Below are 17,160 nucleotides of genomic sequence, written 5' to 3' on the forward strand. Positions count from 1 at the left end.
GGGATAGTTCAAATGTTGCAGCCAAAGCGCACAAAATTCCGCAAGCAGTTCAAGGGTCGCATCCATGGCGACGCGAAGGGCGGCACTGCGCTCAACTTCGGCGCGTTCGGCCTGAAGGCGATGGAGCCCGACCGTATCACGGCACGCCAGATCGAAGCCGCACGTCGTGCGATTTCGCGTCATATCAAGCGCGCCGGCCGGTTGTGGATCCGCATCTTCCCCGACGTGCCGGTCACGTCGAAGCCTGCGGAAGTCCGCATGGGTAAGGGTAAGGGTGCTCCCGAATTCTGGGCCGCCCGTGTCAAGCCGGGCCGGATCATGTTCGAGCTCGACGGCGTGCCGTACGATGTCGCCAAGGGCGCATTCGAACGTGCTGCTGCCAAGCTGCCGATCAAGACCAAGGTCATCGTTCGCCTCGGCGAGCCGACCGGCGAAGCATAAGGTAAGGTAAGATGACCAAGATCGATGATCTGAAGGTTGCCAGCGACGACCAGCTCGCTACGCAGCTCGGCGACATGAAGCGCGAGCAGTTCAACCTGCGCTTCCAGGCCGCCACCGGCCAGCTCGAAAAGCCGAGCCGCGTCCGCGAAGTGCGCCGCAACATTGCGCGCATCAAGACGCTGCAGGGCCAACGCGCCGCTGCCGCGCAGAAGGAGATTTAATCATGCCGAAGCGCGTGTTGCAGGGCAAAGTCGTGTCGGACAAGACCGACAAGACCGTGGTTGTGCTGATCGAGCGCAAGGTTGCGCATCCGGTCTATGGCAAGATCATCCGTCGTTCGAAGAAGTATCACGCCCATGACGAGGGCAATGTCATCCGCGAAGGCGATACCGTCCGCATTGAAGAATGCGCGCCGATCTCCAAGCTGAAGACCTGGAAAGTGCTCGAGAAGGTCGGCGGTTAATCCGCCTGATCGTTCTCGTTTTCACGAATTTTAGAGGAAGGATCGTACCATGATCCAGATGCAGACGAACCTTGAAGTGGCCGACAACAGTGGCGCCAAGCGGGTGATGTGCATCAAGGTGCTGGGTGGCTCGAAGCGTCGCGTTGCCGGCGTTGGTGACACCATCGTCGTTTCCGTCAAGGAAGCCGCACCCAAGGGCAAGGTCAAGAAGGGCGACGTGCATCGTGCTGTCGTCGTTCGCACCGCCAAGGATATCCGCCGCGCCGATGGCTCGGTCATCCGTTTCGATACCAATGCCGCCGTTCTCATCAACAAGAACGAAGAGCCGATCGGCACGCGTATCTTTGGCCCCGTCGTGCGCGAGCTGCGCGCTTCAGGTCACATGAAGATCATCAGTCTCGCGCCGGAGGTGCTGTAATGTCGGCTGCCAAAATCAAGAAGGGCGACAAGGTCGTCGTCCTGTCGGGTAAGGACAAGGGCCGCCACGGTGAAGTCACCAAAGCTATGCCCAAGGAAGGCAAGGTCGTGGTCAGCGGCGTCAACATGATGACGCGCCACCGCAAGCCGACCCAGGCCAACCCGCAGGGTGGCCTCGAGCGTATCGAAGCGCCGATGTTCGTGTCGAAGGTCGCAATCGAAGACCCCAAGACCGGCAAGCCGACGCGCGTGGGTTTCAAGATTCTGGAAGATGGTCGCAAGGTACGTGTTGCCAAGCGGTCGGGTGAGGTGATCGATGGCTGATGCAGCTAAACTGACCAAGATGCAGCAACTGTACGTGGACAAGATCCGCGGACAGATGGTCGAGCAGTTCGGTTACAAGAACCTGATGCAGGTGCCCAAGATTGACAAGATTGTCATCAACATGGGTGTCGGTGATGCGACGCAGGACAAGAAGCTTGTCGATGCGGCTGCCGCTGAAATGGCGCTGATTGCCGGCCAGAAGCCGGTCGTCACACGCGCCAAGAAGTCGGTCGCCGTGTTCAAGCTGCGCGAAGGCATGCCGATCGGCTGCAAGGTGACGCTGCGCCGCGAGAAGATGTACGATTTCCTCGACCGCCTGATCACCATCGCGCTGCCGCGCGTCCGAGATTTCCGTGGTGTGAACCCGAAGTCGTTCGATGGCCGTGGCAATTATGCGATGGGCCTCAAGGAACAGATCGTGTTCCCGGAAATCAACTATGACCGCATCGCCAAGATCCGCGGCATGGACATCATCATCACGACGACCGCGAAGACCGACGATGAAGCGCGGGCGTTGCTCTATGCATTCGGCATGCCGTTCACCGGCATGAACGAAGCCAAGAAGGCTGCTTGAGATGGCAAAGAAGAGCTCAGTTAACAAGAACAACCGCCGCAAGGCGATGGTCAAGCAGTATGCGCCCAAGTTCGCAGCCTTGAAGGCGATTGCCGCCGACGAGAGCAAGGACGAAGGCGAGCGCCTGATGGCCCGCCTGAAGATGGCGGAACTGCCGCGCAACGCGAACCCGACGCGGGTCCGCAACCGTTGCGAGCTGACCGGTCGCAGCCGCGCCGTCTATCGCAAGTTCAAATTGTCGCGCATCATGCTGCGGGAACTGGCCAACAAGGGCCTCATCCCCGGCGTGACGAAGTCGAGCTGGTAAGGGCACGATATGTCATTGACTGATCCCCTGGGTGATATGCTCACCCGCATCCGTAACGGCCAGCAGGCCCGCAAGGATTCGGTGCTGACGCCGGCGTCAAAGCTGCGCGCCCGCGTTCTCGATGTGCTGCAGCGCGAAGGCTATATTCGCGGCTACAGCGATGCCGATAGCGGCAACGCCCAGGCGGCGCTGCGCATCGATCTGAAGTATTTCGAAGGCCAGCCGGCGATCCAGCACATTGCGCGGATCTCCAAGCCCGGCCGTCGCGTCTATTCGGGCGCGAACGACCTGCCGCGGATCCGCAACGGTCTCGGCATCGCCATTGTTTCGACGCCCAAGGGTGTTCTGTCCGACGCGGAAGCGCGTGAGCAGAATGCCGGCGGCGAAGTCCTTTGTCAGGTATTCTAAGCCATGTCGCGCATCGGTAAGAAATCGGTTCCGGTTCCAGCCGGAGTCACCGCCACCATCGAAGGCGGCCAGATCAGCGTCAAGGGTCCCAAGGGCACCCTGTCGATGCCGCTGGTCGAAGACATCAGCTACACGCTTGAAGACGGCGCCATCTCGGTGATGCCGGCGAACGAGTCGAAGCGCGCGCGCGCCTTCTGGGGCATGCAGCGCACGATGGTTTCGAACCTCGTGGTTGGCGTCTCGGACGGCTTCACCAAGGTCCTCGAAATTACCGGCGTCGGCTATCGTGCCAGCGTCCAGGGGTCGAACCTCAAGCTGCAGCTCGGCTACAGCCATGACGTCGACTTCCCGATCCCGACCGGCATCGCCATCAAGACTCCCGACCAGACGACGGTCGAGATCAGCGGTGCCGATCGCCAGCAGGTCGGCCAGGTCGCGGCGGAAATCCGCCGCTGGCGCAAGCCCGAGCCTTACAAGGGCAAGGGTATCAAGTATCGCGGCGAGTTCATCTTCCGCAAGGAAGGGAAGAAGAAGTAATGGGCAAAGAACTATCCTTGTTCGAACAGCGCCGCCGGCGCGTTCGCACCGCACTCAAGGCGAAGTCGAGCGGACGTCCGCGTCTGTCGATCCATCGCTCGTCGCAGCACATCTATGCGCAGGTCATCGATGATGCCGCCGGCGTGACGGTGGCTTCGGCCTCGACGCTCGAAAAGGACGTGCGCGGCACGACCGGCGCGACCACGACGGCCGCGAACGAAGTCGGCAAGCGTCTGGCCGAACGCGCCAAGGCCGCCGGTGTCACCACCGTCGTGTTCGATCGCGGCGGCTTCCTGTTCCACGGTCGCGTCAAGGCTTTGGCCGAAGGCGCCCGCGAAGCCGGTTTGGAGTTTTAAGAGATGGCAGTCGAACCTCGTAACGGCCCCGGCGCTGGTCCTGGCGGTAACCGCAACGGCCCTGGTGGTCCCGGTGGCGGTCGTGGCCGTGGTGGCGGCGATCGTGATCGCAACCAGCGTGGCGGCCGTGGCGGCCCGCAGGCCGGCGGCATCGAAGGCGGCGAAGAACTGGTCGAAAAGCTCGTCCACATCAACCGCGTTTCGAAGACCGTCAAGGGCGGCAAGCGCTTCGGTTTTGCGGCACTCGTCGTCGTCGGCGACGGCAAGGGTCGGGTCGGCTTCGGTCATGGCAAGGCGCGCGAAGTGCCCGAAGCCATCGCCAAGGCGACGGCTGCTGCCAAGAAGGCGATGATCCGCGTGCCGCTGCGCGATGGCCGCACGCTGCACCATGATGGCCGTGGCCATTTCGGCGCCGGCAAGGTCTATGTGCGCTCGGCGACGCAGGGTACCGGCATCATCGCCGGTGGTCCGATGCGCGCCGTGTTCGAAAGCCTTGGCGTTGCCGACGTGGTGACCAAGTCGGTCGGCACCAACAACCCGTACAACATGATCCGCGCAACGTTTGCCGCGCTTGGCGAACAGACGTCGCCGAAGTCGGTGGCGCAGCGCCGTGGCAAGAAGATTGCCGATCTGCTGTCGCGTCGCGGCGATCTTTCGGCACGTACCGCCGAAGTCGACGCCGAAGCGATCGTGGCTTAAGGACACACACCATGAGCACGCTCAAAGTCACCCAGATCGGTTCGCCGATCCGCCGCCAGCCCGATCAGGAAGCAACCCTGGTCGGCCTGGGTCTCAACAAGATGCATCGCACGCGTGAACTCGAAGACACGCCGTCGGTGCGTGGTATGATCCGCAAGGTCAGCCACCTTGTGAAGGTCGAAAACGCCTGAGGCGTTTCGGCCATCCTCCCATCAGTCTCCGGCCCTGGGCCGGTGCGCGTCCACAGCGAAAGCGAGTGCAAAGACCATGAAACTCAACGATCTTCACGATAATGCCGGTGCCCGCAAGTCACGCGTCCGCGTTGGCCGCGGTATCGGTTCGGGCGTCGGCAAGACCGCCGGCCGTGGTCAAAAGGGCCAGAAGTCACGCTCGGGCGTGGCCATCAAGGGCTTCGAAGGTGGCCAGATGCCGCTCCACATGCGTATCCCGAAGCGTGGCTTCAACAACGCGCTGCGTGTTGAATACGCCGAGGTCAACCTCGTGACGCTGCAGAAGGCCGTCGATGCCGGCAAGATCAAGGCTGGCGACAGCCTCGACGGTGCCGCGCTGGTTGCCGCCGGTGTCATCAGCCATGCCCGCGAAGGCGTCCGCCTGCTCGGCAAGGGCGCGCTGACCGCCAAGCTCAACCTCAAGCTCGCCGGCGTCACCAAGTCGGCGCGTGCCGCGGTTGAAGCCGCCGGTGGCAGCATCGAACTGCCGGTCGTCAAGCCGGTGGTCGAACGCAAGCCGCGCAACGCCTGATCCTGACAGACCCGCGCCGCCAACTGGCCGCGCGGGTTTTGTCGTTTAAGGCATAGCCATTGACGCAATGCGTCCCTATCTAGACGCGACACGGGGCCTCTCGCGTATTCGGGCAGCGTATTGGGATGGCACTCCAAGCGTCATCGATTTGATTGGGTAAAGCGAACATGGCGTCTGCAGCGCAGCAAATGGCGGGCAACCTCAGCCTCGCCAACTTTTCCAAAGCAACCGAGCTCAAGAAGCGCCTGTGGTTCACACTCGGCGCGCTGATCGTGTTCCGCCTGTTGTCGTTCGTGCCGCTGCCCGGGATCGACCCGACGGCGCTGGGCTCGCTGTTTGCGAGCACCAAGGGCGGCGTGCTCGACTTTTTCAACATGTTCTCGGGCGGCGCGCTGTCGCGCATGTCGCTGATCGCGCTTGGCGTGACGCCGTACATTACCGCCTCGATCATCATCCAGCTGATGACGTCGCTGGTGCCGTCGCTGGCGTCGATCAAGAAGGAAGGCGAGTCGGGCCGCAAGAAGCTCAACCAGTACACGCGCTACGGCACCGTGCTGCTGACCGCGATCCAAGGCTATTCGATTGCCGTCGGGCTTGAAAGCTGGGGCGCTGACCAAGGCCTGTCGGCGGTCATCGATCCGGGCTATTTCTTCCGCATCACCACCGTCATCAGCCTGATTGGCGGCACGATGTTCCTGATGTGGCTGGGTGAACAGATCACTAGTCGCGGCATCGGCAACGGCGTTTCGCTGATCATCATGGCCGGCATCGTCGCGCACATGCCGACCGCTATCGGCCAGCTGTTCGAACAGACGCGCACCGGCGCGCTGTCGGCGCCGTTCATCCTGCTGGTGGCGATCATTGCGCTCGCCACGGTGGCGTTCATCTGCCTGATGGAGCGTGCACAGCGCCGCATCCTGATCCAGTATCCCAAGCGTCAGGCCGGCAACCAGATGTTCCAGGGCGACAGCTCGCATCTGCCGCTGAAGATCAACACCGCCGGTGTCATTCCGCCGATTTTCGCATCGTCGCTGCTGCTGATGCCGCTGACCATCGCGCAGTTCGCCGGCCAGTCGGGCAAGGGGCCGGATTGGCTACTGACCGTCACCACTGCGCTGCAGCACGGCGCGCCGCTGTACATGGCGCTCTATGCGGCCGGCATCATCTTCTTCAGCTTCTTCTACACTGCGGTGGTGTTCAACCCCGAAGAAACCGCGGACAATCTCAAGAAGCATGGCGGCTTCGTGCCCGGCATCCGGCCCGGCGCCAAGACGATGGAGTATCTCGACTACGTGCTGACGCGGATTACCGTGGTTGGCGCGGCGTATCTGACGCTCATCTGCCTGCTGCCTGAGTTCCTGATCTCGAAGATGTCGATTCCCTTCTATTTCGGCGGCACCTCGCTGCTGATCGTCGTCAACGTGACGATGGATACCGTCGCGCAGATCCAGAGCCATCTGCTTGCGCACCAATACCAGGGCCTCATCAAGAAGGCGAAGCTGAGGGGTAACCGCCGTTGAAGATCATCATCCTGCTCGGACCTCCCGGCGCAGGAAAGGGTACCCAGGCTGCACGGCTGACCGCCGCGCGTGGCATGGTGCAGCTTTCCACCGGTGACATGCTGCGCGCTGCAGTCAAATCGGGCAGTGCGCTCGGTGTGCAGGCCAAGGCGGTGATGGATGCCGGTGCGTTGATGCCCGACGAAGTCGTCAGCGGACTCATCGCCGAGCAGCTCGATGTTGGTGCCGATCACCCCGGCTTCATCCTTGATGGTTATCCGCGCACGCTCGGTCAGGCGCAGGCGCTCGACGCGATGCTGGTAGCGAAGCGCCTCAACCTCGATCACGTCATCGAACTCGCCGTCGACGAAGACCTGCTGGTCGACCGCGTTACCGGTCGCTTCACCTGCGCCACCTGCGGCGAAGGCTATCACGACCGCCACAAGCAGCCCAAGGTTGCCGGTACCTGCGACGTCTGCGGCGGCCACGAGTTCAAGCGCCGGCCCGACGACAATGCCGAAACCGTGCGCGCCCGCATGGCTGAATATCGCGCCAAAACCGCGCCGATCCTGCCGTACTATGACGAGCGCCAGCTGGTGACCCGCGTCGATGGCATGGCGAGCATGGACGACGTTGCTGCCGCAATTGATGCGGTGCTCGACAAGTAACGCGGCACGGGGAGGCGGCGATGGCTGAACTCGCAGGCAAACGCATCGTGATTATCGGCGGCTCGTCAGGCATCGGCTTCGGTGTCGCCACGGCAGCGCTGGCTGCCGGCGCTTACGTCATCATTGCATCTCGCCGCCAGGAACAGGTCGATGCCGCATGCGCTAAGCTTGGCGCCGGGGCCAGCGGTCAGGCGCTCGATGTGTCGGATGAAGCTGCGGTTGCCGCGTTCTTTGCGCAGGTCGGCGCGCTCGATCATCTCGTCTACAGTGCCGGCGACTGGTCGGCGGCTGGCAGCGGCAGCATCGCCAGCCTTGATCTCGATGCCGCGCGCGCAGTGTTTGGCATCCGCTTCTGGGGCGCACTCGCCTGCGTCAAGCATTCGCTCGGCACGCTTGCTGCCGACGGGTCGATCACGCTGACCGACGGCAGCATGGCGCAGCGCCCGGTCAAGGGTCGCGCGGTGACCAGTGCGATGCTCGGCGCGATCGAGCATCTGGCGCGCAGCCTTGCCGTCGATCTCGCGCCCATTCGCGTCAACGCAGTTTGCCCCGGCGCCATCGCCACGCCGGCCTGGGACTTCATCCCGGCCGACCAGCGCGCGACGCGAATCGCCCAGATGACGGCGAACACCCCGCTGCCGCGCATGGGCGAGCCCGCGGAGATTGCGCTGACCTATCTGCACCTGATGCAGGCGACCTATACCACGGGGCAGGTGCTGCGCGTCGACGGGGGGTTGTCGCTGGTTTGACGGCGCTGCGACGGGCCGTGCGGCAAGCCCCGTCATTGCGACTTGACACGGACGGAATTGCCCACTAGCACGCGCAATTCCGAACAAACGGAATTCACACGCCGGGTGCCTTATTGGCGCTCGGTTTAAGCTTTGAGATGGGACGCCTGCCCTCGCGTCCCGTGGAGCAGGAGAAAAATCTGTGGCACGTATCGCGGGTGTTAATATCCCGACCAACAAGCGCGTAGAAATCGCGCTGACTTACATTCATGGCATTGGCCGGACCAAGGCGCTGTCGATCGTCGAGAAGCTCGAGATGCCGCGTGAGCGCCGCGTCCAGGACCTCACCGACGCCGAAGTGCTGGCGATCCGCGAGATGATCGACCGCGACTTCACCGTCGAAGGCGATCTGCGTCGCCAGACCGCGATGAACATCAAGCGTCTGATGGATCTGGCCTGCTACCGCGGCCTGCGCCACCGTCGTGGCCTGCCCGTCCGCGGCCAGCGCACCCACACCAACGCCCGCACCCGCAAGGGCAAGGCCAAGCCGATCGCCGGCAAGAAGAAGTAAGCGCGTCAGCGCTCACAACTTCATTTTTTCGGCTTAAGTCAGGATTTTTCGATGGCACGCGAACCAGCACGTATCAAGCGCCGCGAGCGCAAGAACATCACCAGCGGCGTTGCACACGTCAACGCCAGCTTCAACAACACGATGATCACCATCACCGACGCCCAGGGCAACGCGATTGCCTGGTCGAGCGCCGGTACGATGGGGTTCAAGGGCAGCCGTAAATCGACGCCGTACGCGGCGCAGATGGCCGCCGAAGATGCCGGCAAGAAGGCCGCCGAACATGGCGTCCGGACGCTCGAAGTCGAAGTCCGCGGCCCCGGTTCGGGCCGTGAATCGGCACTGCGCGCGCTGCAGGCTGTCGGGTTCCAGATCACCGCAATTCGCGATGTGACGCCGATCCCGCACAACGGTGTGCGCCCGCCGAAGCGTCGCCGCGTCTGACGCGCCACCGTCGCCGGATGCATCCGGCGATTTCAATTTGTCGGAGTGCGCATGACGATGCGCCTCCCAATACCGAGGTGAAGCTGTGGCAGTGATCGCAAAGAACTGGACTGAACTCAAGAAGCCGAACAAGCTCGACGTCCGCGCCGGCACCGATACCAAGCGCAAGGCAATCTTTGTTGCCGAGCCGCTCGAGCGTGGCTTTGGCCTGACGCTCGGCAACGCATTGCGCCGCGTGCTGCTCTCGTCGCTGCAGGGTGCTGCCGTGACCGCCATCAAGATCGATGGCGTGCTGCATGAATTCTCGTCGCTCGCCGGTGTGCGCGAAGATGTCACCGACATCGTGCTCAACATCAAGCAGGTCGCGATCCGCATGCAGGGCGATCAGGTCAAGCGCCTCAACCTTGCCGCGACTGGCCCGAGCGTGGTTACCGCCGGCCAGATTCAGGTTACCGGCGACATGGAAATCATGAACCCCGACCTGGTGATCTGCACGCTCGACGAAGGCGCGACGCTCAACATGGAATTGTTCGTCGCGGCCGGCAAGGGCTATGTCCCCGCCGCCGACAACCGCCCTGTCGATGCGCCGATCGGCCTCGTGCCCGTCGATGCGCTGTATTCGCCGGTGCGCCAGGTGGCGTACAAGGTCGAAAACACCCGCGTCGGTCAGGAACTCGACTACGACAAGCTGACGCTCAACGTTGAAACCGACGGCACGCTGACCCCCGACGATGCACTGGCCTATGCCGCGCGCATCCTGCAGGACCAGCTCCAGCTGTTCGTCAACTTCGACGAGCCGACCGCCGTCAGTGCCGTCCAGCACGCTGCTGGCCCGGTCGAAGTCGATGACACCGCCGCACTCAACCGTCACCTGCTCAAGAAGGTCGACGAGCTGGAACTGTCGGTGCGTTCGGCGAACTGCCTGAAGAACGACAACATCATCTACATCGGCGATCTGGTCCAGAAGACCGAAAGCGAAATGCTGCGCACCCCGAACTTCGGTCGCAAGTCGCTGAACGAGATCAAGGAAGTGCTGTCGGCGATGAACCTGCGCCTCGGCATGGAAATCCCCGGCTGGCCGCCGGAGAACATCGAGGAAATGGCGAAGAAGCTCGAACAGGAGTACTAAGCGCCGCGCGGCGCGGCACTAAGTCGGAAATTGCTCTTGCGATTTCCGACTTAGCGCCCGACTCGCGCAAGCTCGGCCGGCGGGTGGCCTATTTCAGGCCAACCCGTCCGACGGGGACGCGGCTTTGCCGCGGCCCAGCCTGCCGAGAACCAAGTTTAACACCCCCCTTTCACGGCCTGGGGGAACCAAAGGCCAGCTCCGGGGTACCTCGCACGGCCCCCGAACGAACGGAGAAGAAAAATGCGTCACGGTAATGCCCATCGTAAACTCGGTCGCACGACCAGCCACCGCCTCGCCATGTTCCGCAACATGGCCGCATCGCTGATCAAGCACGAGCAGATCACCACCACGCTGCCCAAGGCACGCGAAATTCGCCCCTACGTCGAAAAGCTCGTCACGCTCGCCAAGACCGGCGGCCTGTCGAACCGCCGCCTCGCGCATGCCCGCCTGCAGGACGACGCACAGCTGGTCAAGCTGTTCGACGTCATCGCGACGCGCTACGCCGAACGCCAGGGCGGCTACATCCGCATCGTCAAGGCCGGCATCCGCCGCTCGGACGCGACGCCGATGGCCATCGTCGAATTCGTCGACCGCGACACCAGCGCCAAGGGCCAGGACAGCGGCCCGGTGTTCAGCGACGCCGACGGCGACGACGCCTGAGCTTCGACTGACCGATAAGAACAGGGCCGCAGGCGCAAGCTTGCGGCCCTTTTTTATTGAAGGGCCTCCGGCGGGCAGGCCTGAGGCCTGCCCGCCGGAGGCCCTTATCAGCCTGCGTCTTTCGCACTAGTGTTCAAAATTATGACTGAACGCACCCCCATGCGCACGCGCGACGCCTATCGCCATTTTACGCCGATCCAGACGCGCTGGCTCGATAATGACGTATACGGGCACGTCAACAACACGGTTTACTACAGCTGGTTCGATACAGCGGTGAACGCCTATCTGATCAACGCCGGCGTGCTCGATATCATCAACGGCAAGACCATCGGCCTCGTCGTCGAAACCGGCTGTCGATATGCACGTGCGGTGGCATTTCCGGAGACCATCGAGGCGGGCATTCGCGTTGCAAAGCTCGGCACGTCGAGCGTGCGCTATGAGATCGGGCTGTTCACTGCCGATCATGACGCGCCGGCGGCGGAGGGGTTCTTCGTCCACGTCTATGTCGACCGGGTGACGCGGCGGCCGGTGCCGGTCGATGCCGCGTACCGCGCCGCGCTGGAGGCGATTGCTGGTTGAACGGCGTTCGCAGACGATTTTGCACGGTTCATCGCGCGTATAGCTATTTTGCGCTATAGGCAGCGTGTCGGTCGATTGTCGTCCGTGGAGTGAGTGGGATGTCGTTCAAGTCTGTTGCAGCTCGGGTTTCGCTGGCGCTCGCGGTTTCGGGTGCGCTTGCGGCGGCGCCGGTCGCCGCCGGTGGTTACTACGGTGGCTATCACGGCGGTTATTATGGCGGCCCGCGCGGCTGCTATAACTGCGGCTACAACAACAACGGCAACGTCTTCGGTGCGGTTGTCGGCACCGCGGTGGCGCTTGGTTTCATCGCGGCAATTGCGTCGGCGAGCAAGCCCAAGACCGTCGTCGCGCCGCAGCCGGCCTATACGCCGGTCTATCCCGCACAGCCGGTTGCACAGGCCTATCCGGTGCAGCCTGCCCAGCCCGATCAGACGGCGGCGGGCGCGCAGGCCGAAATGTGTGCGCGTGCCGCCGAACGCACCGCGCAGAACTACGGCGGCTTTGCGCGCACCGTTTCGATCGATTCGATCACCGGCGCACAGGCCAATGCCGTCATCCGCGGCACGCTGGAAATCAACCCGAACAACGGCCAGCCGGTCAATCGCGCCGCGTTCACCTGCACCGCGAGCTATGGTCAGGTCACTGGCGTCCAGCTCGGCTGACGCTCGGCACCGGCGCGCAATACTGGACAGCAGGCCGCACTTCGCCTAGTCCCGCGCACTCGCAACAGCGGAGGCTTAAAGTGACGGTCACACCCGGCGAATCGATTCTGATTCTCGATTTCGGTAGTCAGGTCACGCAGCTGATTGCGCGCCGCATCCGCGAGGCCGGCGTCTATTGCGAGATCGTCCCGTTCAGCAGCGGCGCCGAAGCTGTCGCGCGGCTGGCGCCCAAGGGCATCATCCTGTCGGGCAGTCCTGCATCGGTCAGCGAAGCGGCGTCCCCGCGCGCCCCGCAAGCCGTCTTCGAAGCCGGAGTGCCCGTGCTCGGCATTTGCTACGGCGAACAGGCGCTGTGCGCGCAGCTCGGCGGCAATGTCGCGCCGTCGGACCACCGTGAATTCGGCCGCGCCTTCCTCGAGATCGTCGATGACTGCAAGCTGTTCGACGGCGTCTGGGCCAAGGGCGAACGCCACCAGGTGTGGATGAGCCACGGCGACCGCATCGACGCGATCCCCGCGGGCTTCCGCAGCGTCGGCAAGTCCGATGGCGCACCGTTCGCCGCCATCGCCGATGACGACCGCCGCTACTACGGCGTCCAGTTCCACCCCGAAGTCTATCACACCCCCGACGGCGGCAAGCTGCTGGCGAACTTTGTCCATAACGTCGCGGGCTGTTCGCGGAGCTGGACGATGGCCGGCTACCGCGATGCGAAGATTGCCGACATCCGCAAGCAGGTCGGCGACGGCAAGGTCATCTGTGGCCTGTCTGGCGGCGTCGATTCGGCGGTCGCGGCGGTGCTCATCCACGAAGCCATCGGCGACCAGCTGACCTGCGTGTTTGTCGACCATGGCCTGATGCGCGCCAACGAAGCCACCGAAGTCGTGACGCTGTTCCGCGAGCATTACCACATCCCGCTGGTCCATGTGGACGCCTCAGAAGCCTTCCTCGGCGGGCTGGCCGGCGTCAGCGACCCCGAGGCCAAGCGCAAGTTCATCGGCAAAACCTTCATCGACGTGTTCGAGGCCGAGGCGAAGAAGATCGGCGGCGCCGGCTTCCTGGCGCAGGGCACGCTGTATCCCGATGTCATCGAAAGCGTGTCGTTCACCGGCGGGCCGAGCGTCACCATCAAAAGCCACCACAACGTCGGCGGGCTGCCCGAGCGCATGAACATGAAGCTGGTCGAACCGCTGCGCGAGCTGTTCAAGGACGAAGTCCGCGCACTGGGCCGTGAACTCGGGCTGCCGCAGGCGTTCGTCGGCCGCCACCCGTTCCCCGGTCCCGGCCTCGCCATCCGCATCCCAGGCGAGGTCACCAAGGAAAAGTGCGACGTGCTGCGCAAGGCCGACACCATCTACCTCGACGAAATCCGCAAGGCCGGGCTGTACGACGCGATCTGGCAGGCGTTCGCGGTGCTGCTGCCGGTCAAGACCGTCGGCGTCATGGGCGACGGCCGCACCTACGACAACGTCTGCGCCCTGCGCGCCGTCACCTCGGTCGATGGCATGACCGCTGACGTCTATCCGTTCGACAGCGCCTTCCTCAGCGCCGTCGCGACGCGCATCGTCAACGAGGTCAAGGGCATCAACCGCGTCGTCTACGACTATACATCGAAACCGCCGGGCACGATCGAGTGGGAATAAGGCAGGGGGTTACCCCTGCACCCTGTAGTTTGGCGCTCTTCAATCGGGTGCAGGCGTCACGCCTGCCCGCCGGAGGCTCTTCCAACTTTGCTGTCCTGCTGTAGTATCCCCGCTTAATCGCGCGGGGAGGCTGACATGCATAAAGCGCCGAAGTGGTATTGGTGGGCGAGCGGCGCAGCGCTGCTGTGGGCGCTGGCGGGATGCTACGCCTATTATTCGCAGGTCAGCATGACGGCTGACGATCTGGCGAAGCTGTCGCAGGCGCAACGCGATATCTGGATGCTGATGCCCAAGTGGGTAATCGGCGCCTATGCGGTTGCGGTCTGGTCGGCGCTGGCTGGCGCGGTCGGGCTGTTGTTGCGCCGACGTTGGGCGTTGCTGCTGTTCTTCATCTCGCTGATCGGTATCGCGGTGCAGTTCGGCTGGACCTTCATGGCAACGCCGCTGCTCGCGGTGATGGGCTTGTCGGCGGCGGCGTTTCCGCTGTTTATCTTCGTGGCCGGCATCGCGATGCTGTTGCTGTCACGTCATGCGACGCGGCGCGGCTGGCTGAGCTGATGCTGCAGCTGATCGGCCAGTATGACTCGCCGTTCGTGCGGCGCGTTGGCATCGCACTGCGGCTATACGAGCTGCCGTTCGACCACAAGCCCTGGTCGGTGTTCGGCGATTTCGAGAAGATCCGGCCGTACAACCCGCTGCTGCGCGTTCCGACGCTGGTGCTGGGTGACGGCACCGCGCTGATCGATAGCGCCAGCATCCTCGATTATCTCGACGGGCAGGTGCCACCGGGGCGCGCGCTTTTCCCGCGGCAAGAGCCGGCGCGTCACCGCGCGCTGCGTGTGGCCACGCTCGCCACCGGCATGGCGGAAAAGGCGGTCAGCCTGTTCTATGAACTGCGCTTCCACGAGCAACGCTCCGACCTGTGGGTCAGCCGCTGTCGCGCGCAGATCGACGCGGTGCTGCAGGTGCTGGAGGACGAGCGCGTCATGCACACCGGCGCCTGGTGGTTCGGCCCCGGGCTCGGCCACGCCGACATCGCGGTGTGCGTGGTGCTGCGCTTCATCGCCGACGCCCACCCCGGCCTGATCGACATGACCGCCTATCCGGCGCTGACCGACCTCGCCGCGCGTTTCGAGGCGCTGCCGGTGGCGCGCGAGATCTCGCAGGCGTTCACGCCCTCGGCCTGAACCGGCCTAGCCAAGCCGCAGTTCGGGGATGCCGCAGTCGGCCAGCCAGCTATCGACCGCGTCATATTCGGCCGGTGGCCGCGTCGCATCTTCGGCATCGCCGCGCGGCACGAAGATCACCATGCCTTGGCGGGCGCGAGTAAGGAGCACGCGGTAGGCGTTGCGGACATACTCGGCGCGGCCGATGGCGTCGTCGCCGGCGCGGATCATCTGCCATTTGGTGCCGCGGAAATCGCGGGCTTGCCAAGCGTCGGTGTCATCACGGCGAAGGTTGAGGTCCCACGCGACGCAGGTCCAATCGAGCTCAAGGCCCTGCACGGCAAATTCGGTCGCGGCGTCCTCGAGCGCGTTCGATGAGCGCACGTCGGCGGTTTCGTTGAGGAACCAGTTGCAGACATCGAGTTCGTTCTTGACGAAAATGCCTTCGGGTTTGAGCCGCAGGGCATTCGACGACGCCAGCAGACCGGCACGTTCGGTGGCGCGGCGCTGCCCGCGCAGCCAGCGCCGTGCCGCACCAAGGTCGCGCGTCCGCAGAATCGGGAACTGGCCGGCGTCGGGCAGAACCGCGCGCGCCGCTGAAGCCTCCGGCCCAAGCAGCGCGCCAACATAGGCTGAAACCGTTTCCGCACGGAATGAGCGGATCGACACGGCCAGATGCAGCGCCGGCTCAGGGGGCTGCGCGCGTTGTTCAAGGTGCCAGCGCATCGCGCCATCGATGCCACCGGTCGGCCCCAGCAAATGCGGCGGCAGGAATATTTGCCAGTGGCGCAAGTCGCCCTGTAGCGCGCGCAGCCATTCGCCGATACCGGCTTCGCCGCGGTTGATTTCCTGACCCTCGCCGATCAGGCATACGACGACGCACCAATCGGGACGGCGGTCCATCACCGACAACAGAAACGCCGGCTCGGACTGGTCGAAATCGGGCAGCCCGCGTTTGGTCTGCATGAAGCGTGCGGTGGCAGTGCGGTCCCAAGCGCGCTGCGCCTCATCGAAAACCACGACATGTTCGGACGGAACTTGATCGGGAGCGAGATATTCGTCGCGGAAATGGTGGACGTTCTGCACGAACTTGTCGGGGGAGCGGGCGGCAAGGTGCCGGGCATCGCTGTCGCCGGGATTGGCACGGCCCTTACGGTGCTGGTGATCGCGCCGCAGCGCTTCGCGCAGCACATCGACCAGCGGGCCATTGCCCGACAGATAGGTCGCATCCTCGCCGATATCGCGGGCCATTCGGCCACAGGCGATGTTGAGCCCGGCGAGCGTTTTGCCGGCACCGGGGACGCCGGTGACGAAGCAGATCGCCTTGCCGCCACTGGCGCGCATGGCTTCGACCACCGCTTCAATCGCCGTCGCGGTTAGCGTCAGATTCTCGGCGCCAGCTTCCGAGCGCGAGATTTCGGCGACGTCATGGCCGCGGTACAACGCCTCGGCGGCTTCGATGATGCTCGGCGTCGGGCGGTAGCCGCCGGCGGCCCAATTGAGCGCATCGAAAGGTATGGCATCGCCCGCGGCAAGCATGCGCTTAATCGTCGGCAACACGTCGTCGGCGCTAACACAGATCGGCGTATGCACGCGGTCTGGCGCCCAGAACCCGAAGCCCAGTTGCTGTGGCGAAGCCTTGGTCGCAATCAGCAGCGGCACGATGGTCTTGTCGTGGCTGGTGACGTGGAAGTTCTTGAGGTCGAGCGCATAGCCATGGACTTGCTCGATCGCGTGGCGCGGAAAGCCTGTTTCGCCAACCTTGTATTCGAGCACGAAGATCAGGCCACCAACGACGATGACGGCATCAGCACGCCGCCCCATGCGCGGAATGGCAAACTCGATGAAAATTTGCGCTTCGGGCAGGGCTGCGCCAATCGTTTGCAGATGCGCGATTTCAAACTGCCATGCACCGCGCTGGGCAGGCTCGAGCGCAAAGGTCGCGGATAGCCCGTCGGCCAACTCACCGAACACCGCATTGGCGTCAGCCGCGGCGAGTGCCGCCCCGCTTGCATGGAAATAGGCCCGCCGCATGGCCCTGGCTTGCCAGGCCTGGGGCGGCAACGCAAATCATTACGCCGTGGCAGCAAAGGCGGGCGTTGTGGCGGAGCCTGTAAAAAATTTCCGGC

26 protein-coding genes are annotated in these 17,160 nt (G+C 63.8%); 25 read left to right on the plus strand and 1 reads right to left on the minus strand.

What is annotated here, in order from left to right; translation table 11 throughout:
• Window positions 1-12: 12 nt before the first annotated feature.
• From rplP to EUV02_RS12185, 25 genes are all read left to right on the plus strand, one after another.
• Complete coding sequence (gene rplP / locus EUV02_RS12065) at window positions 13-441, plus strand: 50S ribosomal protein L16 (RefSeq protein ID WP_135246550.1); 429 nt, start codon at window positions 13-15, stop codon at window positions 439-441.
• An 11-nt stretch (window positions 442-452) separates the two neighbouring features.
• A complete protein-coding gene (gene rpmC, locus EUV02_RS12070; protein WP_135246551.1) occupies window positions 453-662 on the plus strand; it encodes a 50S ribosomal protein L29 in 210 nt (69 codons plus the stop codon).
• Between the two features lie 2 nt (window positions 663-664).
• The gene (gene rpsQ, locus EUV02_RS12075) at window positions 665-904 is read left to right on the plus strand and encodes a 30S ribosomal protein S17 (RefSeq protein ID WP_135246552.1); all 240 of its coding nucleotides are present in this window, start codon (window positions 665-667) and stop codon (window positions 902-904) included.
• Window positions 905-953: 49 nt separating this feature from the next.
• Window positions 954-1,322, plus strand: a complete 369-nt coding sequence (rplN, locus tag EUV02_RS12080) for a 50S ribosomal protein L14 (RefSeq protein ID WP_135246553.1) — start codon at window positions 954-956, stop codon at window positions 1,320-1,322.
• A complete protein-coding gene (gene rplX, locus EUV02_RS12085; protein WP_135246554.1) occupies window positions 1,322-1,645 on the plus strand; it encodes a 50S ribosomal protein L24 in 324 nt (107 codons plus the stop codon). The genes rplN and rplX overlap by 1 nt, the downstream gene beginning before the upstream one ends.
• Window positions 1,638-2,219 (plus strand): 50S ribosomal protein L5, encoded by a 582-nt coding sequence (gene rplE / locus EUV02_RS12090; RefSeq protein WP_135246555.1) that lies wholly within the window; start codon window positions 1,638-1,640, stop codon window positions 2,217-2,219. The genes rplX and rplE overlap by 8 nt, the downstream gene beginning before the upstream one ends.
• A gap of 1 nt (window position 2,220) precedes the next feature.
• Window positions 2,221-2,526, plus strand: coding sequence for a 30S ribosomal protein S14 (gene rpsN, locus EUV02_RS12095; protein WP_135246556.1), 306 nt, complete (start codon window positions 2,221-2,223; stop codon window positions 2,524-2,526).
• A gap of 9 nt (window positions 2,527-2,535) precedes the next feature.
• Window positions 2,536-2,934, plus strand: coding sequence for a 30S ribosomal protein S8 (rpsH, locus tag EUV02_RS12100; RefSeq protein ID WP_135246557.1), 399 nt, complete (start codon window positions 2,536-2,538; stop codon window positions 2,932-2,934).
• Between the two features lie 3 nt (window positions 2,935-2,937).
• Window positions 2,938-3,471 carry a 50S ribosomal protein L6 gene (gene rplF, locus EUV02_RS12105; protein ID WP_135246558.1) on the plus strand — a complete coding sequence of 178 codons (534 nt, stop codon included), beginning with the start codon at window positions 2,938-2,940 and terminating at the stop codon, window positions 3,469-3,471.
• Window positions 3,471-3,827 carry a 50S ribosomal protein L18 gene (gene rplR, locus EUV02_RS12110; RefSeq protein WP_135246559.1) on the plus strand — a complete coding sequence of 119 codons (357 nt, stop codon included), beginning with the start codon at window positions 3,471-3,473 and terminating at the stop codon, window positions 3,825-3,827. The genes rplF and rplR overlap by 1 nt, the downstream gene beginning before the upstream one ends.
• 3 nt (window positions 3,828-3,830) lie before the next feature.
• Entirely contained in the window at window positions 3,831-4,526 is a 696-nt protein-coding gene (rpsE, locus tag EUV02_RS12115) for a 30S ribosomal protein S5 (protein ID WP_135246560.1), read from the plus strand.
• An 11-nt stretch (window positions 4,527-4,537) separates the two neighbouring features.
• The gene (gene rpmD / locus EUV02_RS12120) at window positions 4,538-4,717 is read left to right on the plus strand and encodes a 50S ribosomal protein L30 (protein WP_135246561.1); all 180 of its coding nucleotides are present in this window, start codon (window positions 4,538-4,540) and stop codon (window positions 4,715-4,717) included.
• Window positions 4,718-4,793: 76 nt separating this feature from the next.
• On the plus strand, window positions 4,794-5,288 hold the full coding sequence (rplO, locus tag EUV02_RS12125) for a 50S ribosomal protein L15 (RefSeq protein ID WP_135246562.1): 495 nt from the start codon (window positions 4,794-4,796) through the stop codon (window positions 5,286-5,288).
• 167 nt (window positions 5,289-5,455) lie between these two features.
• Window positions 5,456-6,808, plus strand: coding sequence for a preprotein translocase subunit SecY (gene secY, locus EUV02_RS12130; protein WP_135246563.1), 1,353 nt, complete (start codon window positions 5,456-5,458; stop codon window positions 6,806-6,808).
• Between the two features lie 2 nt (window positions 6,809-6,810).
• On the plus strand, window positions 6,811-7,455 hold the full coding sequence (locus EUV02_RS12135; protein WP_135246996.1) for an adenylate kinase: 645 nt from the start codon (window positions 6,811-6,813) through the stop codon (window positions 7,453-7,455).
• A 20-nt stretch (window positions 7,456-7,475) separates the two neighbouring features.
• Window positions 7,476-8,204, plus strand: a complete 729-nt coding sequence (locus tag EUV02_RS12140; RefSeq protein WP_135246564.1) for an SDR family oxidoreductase — start codon at window positions 7,476-7,478, stop codon at window positions 8,202-8,204.
• 181 nt (window positions 8,205-8,385) lie between these two features.
• Window positions 8,386-8,754: a 30S ribosomal protein S13 gene (gene rpsM / locus EUV02_RS12145; protein WP_135246565.1), complete on the plus strand. Its 369-nt coding sequence runs from the start codon at window positions 8,386-8,388 to the stop codon at window positions 8,752-8,754.
• Between the two features lie 51 nt (window positions 8,755-8,805).
• Window positions 8,806-9,195: a 30S ribosomal protein S11 gene (gene rpsK / locus EUV02_RS12150; RefSeq protein WP_135246566.1), complete on the plus strand. Its 390-nt coding sequence runs from the start codon at window positions 8,806-8,808 to the stop codon at window positions 9,193-9,195.
• A gap of 85 nt (window positions 9,196-9,280) precedes the next feature.
• Window positions 9,281-10,324, plus strand: coding sequence for a DNA-directed RNA polymerase subunit alpha (locus EUV02_RS12155; RefSeq protein ID WP_135246567.1), 1,044 nt, complete (start codon window positions 9,281-9,283; stop codon window positions 10,322-10,324).
• 240 nt (window positions 10,325-10,564) lie between these two features.
• On the plus strand, window positions 10,565-10,984 hold the full coding sequence (gene rplQ, locus EUV02_RS12160; protein ID WP_135246568.1) for a 50S ribosomal protein L17: 420 nt from the start codon (window positions 10,565-10,567) through the stop codon (window positions 10,982-10,984).
• A gap of 141 nt (window positions 10,985-11,125) precedes the next feature.
• Window positions 11,126-11,563: an acyl-CoA thioesterase gene (locus EUV02_RS12165; protein WP_135246569.1), complete on the plus strand. Its 438-nt coding sequence runs from the start codon at window positions 11,126-11,128 to the stop codon at window positions 11,561-11,563.
• A gap of 98 nt (window positions 11,564-11,661) precedes the next feature.
• A complete protein-coding gene (locus tag EUV02_RS12170) occupies window positions 11,662-12,225 on the plus strand; it encodes a hypothetical protein (RefSeq protein WP_135246570.1) in 564 nt (187 codons plus the stop codon).
• A gap of 80 nt (window positions 12,226-12,305) precedes the next feature.
• Complete coding sequence (gene guaA / locus EUV02_RS12175; protein ID WP_135246571.1) at window positions 12,306-13,865, plus strand: glutamine-hydrolyzing GMP synthase; 1,560 nt, start codon at window positions 12,306-12,308, stop codon at window positions 13,863-13,865.
• Between the two features lie 135 nt (window positions 13,866-14,000).
• Entirely contained in the window at window positions 14,001-14,423 is a 423-nt protein-coding gene (locus tag EUV02_RS12180; protein ID WP_135246572.1) for a hypothetical protein, read from the plus strand.
• Window positions 14,423-15,052 carry a glutathione S-transferase family protein gene (locus EUV02_RS12185; RefSeq protein ID WP_207790182.1) on the plus strand — a complete coding sequence of 210 codons (630 nt, stop codon included), beginning with the start codon at window positions 14,423-14,425 and terminating at the stop codon, window positions 15,050-15,052. The genes EUV02_RS12180 and EUV02_RS12185 overlap by 1 nt, the downstream gene beginning before the upstream one ends.
• 6 nt (window positions 15,053-15,058) lie before the next feature.
• Here the strand turns inward: EUV02_RS12185 and EUV02_RS12190 are convergent, their stop codons facing one another.
• Window positions 15,059-17,065: a DUF2075 domain-containing protein gene (locus EUV02_RS12190; RefSeq protein WP_243445897.1), complete on the minus strand. Its 2,007-nt coding sequence runs from the start codon at window positions 17,063-17,065 to the stop codon at window positions 15,059-15,061.
• Window positions 17,066-17,160: the final 95 nt, after the last annotated feature.

The sequence above is a fragment of the Glacieibacterium arshaanense genome (genome assembly GCF_004681125.1).
GTDB lineage: Bacteria > Pseudomonadota > Alphaproteobacteria > Sphingomonadales > Sphingomonadaceae > Polymorphobacter_A > Polymorphobacter_A arshaanense.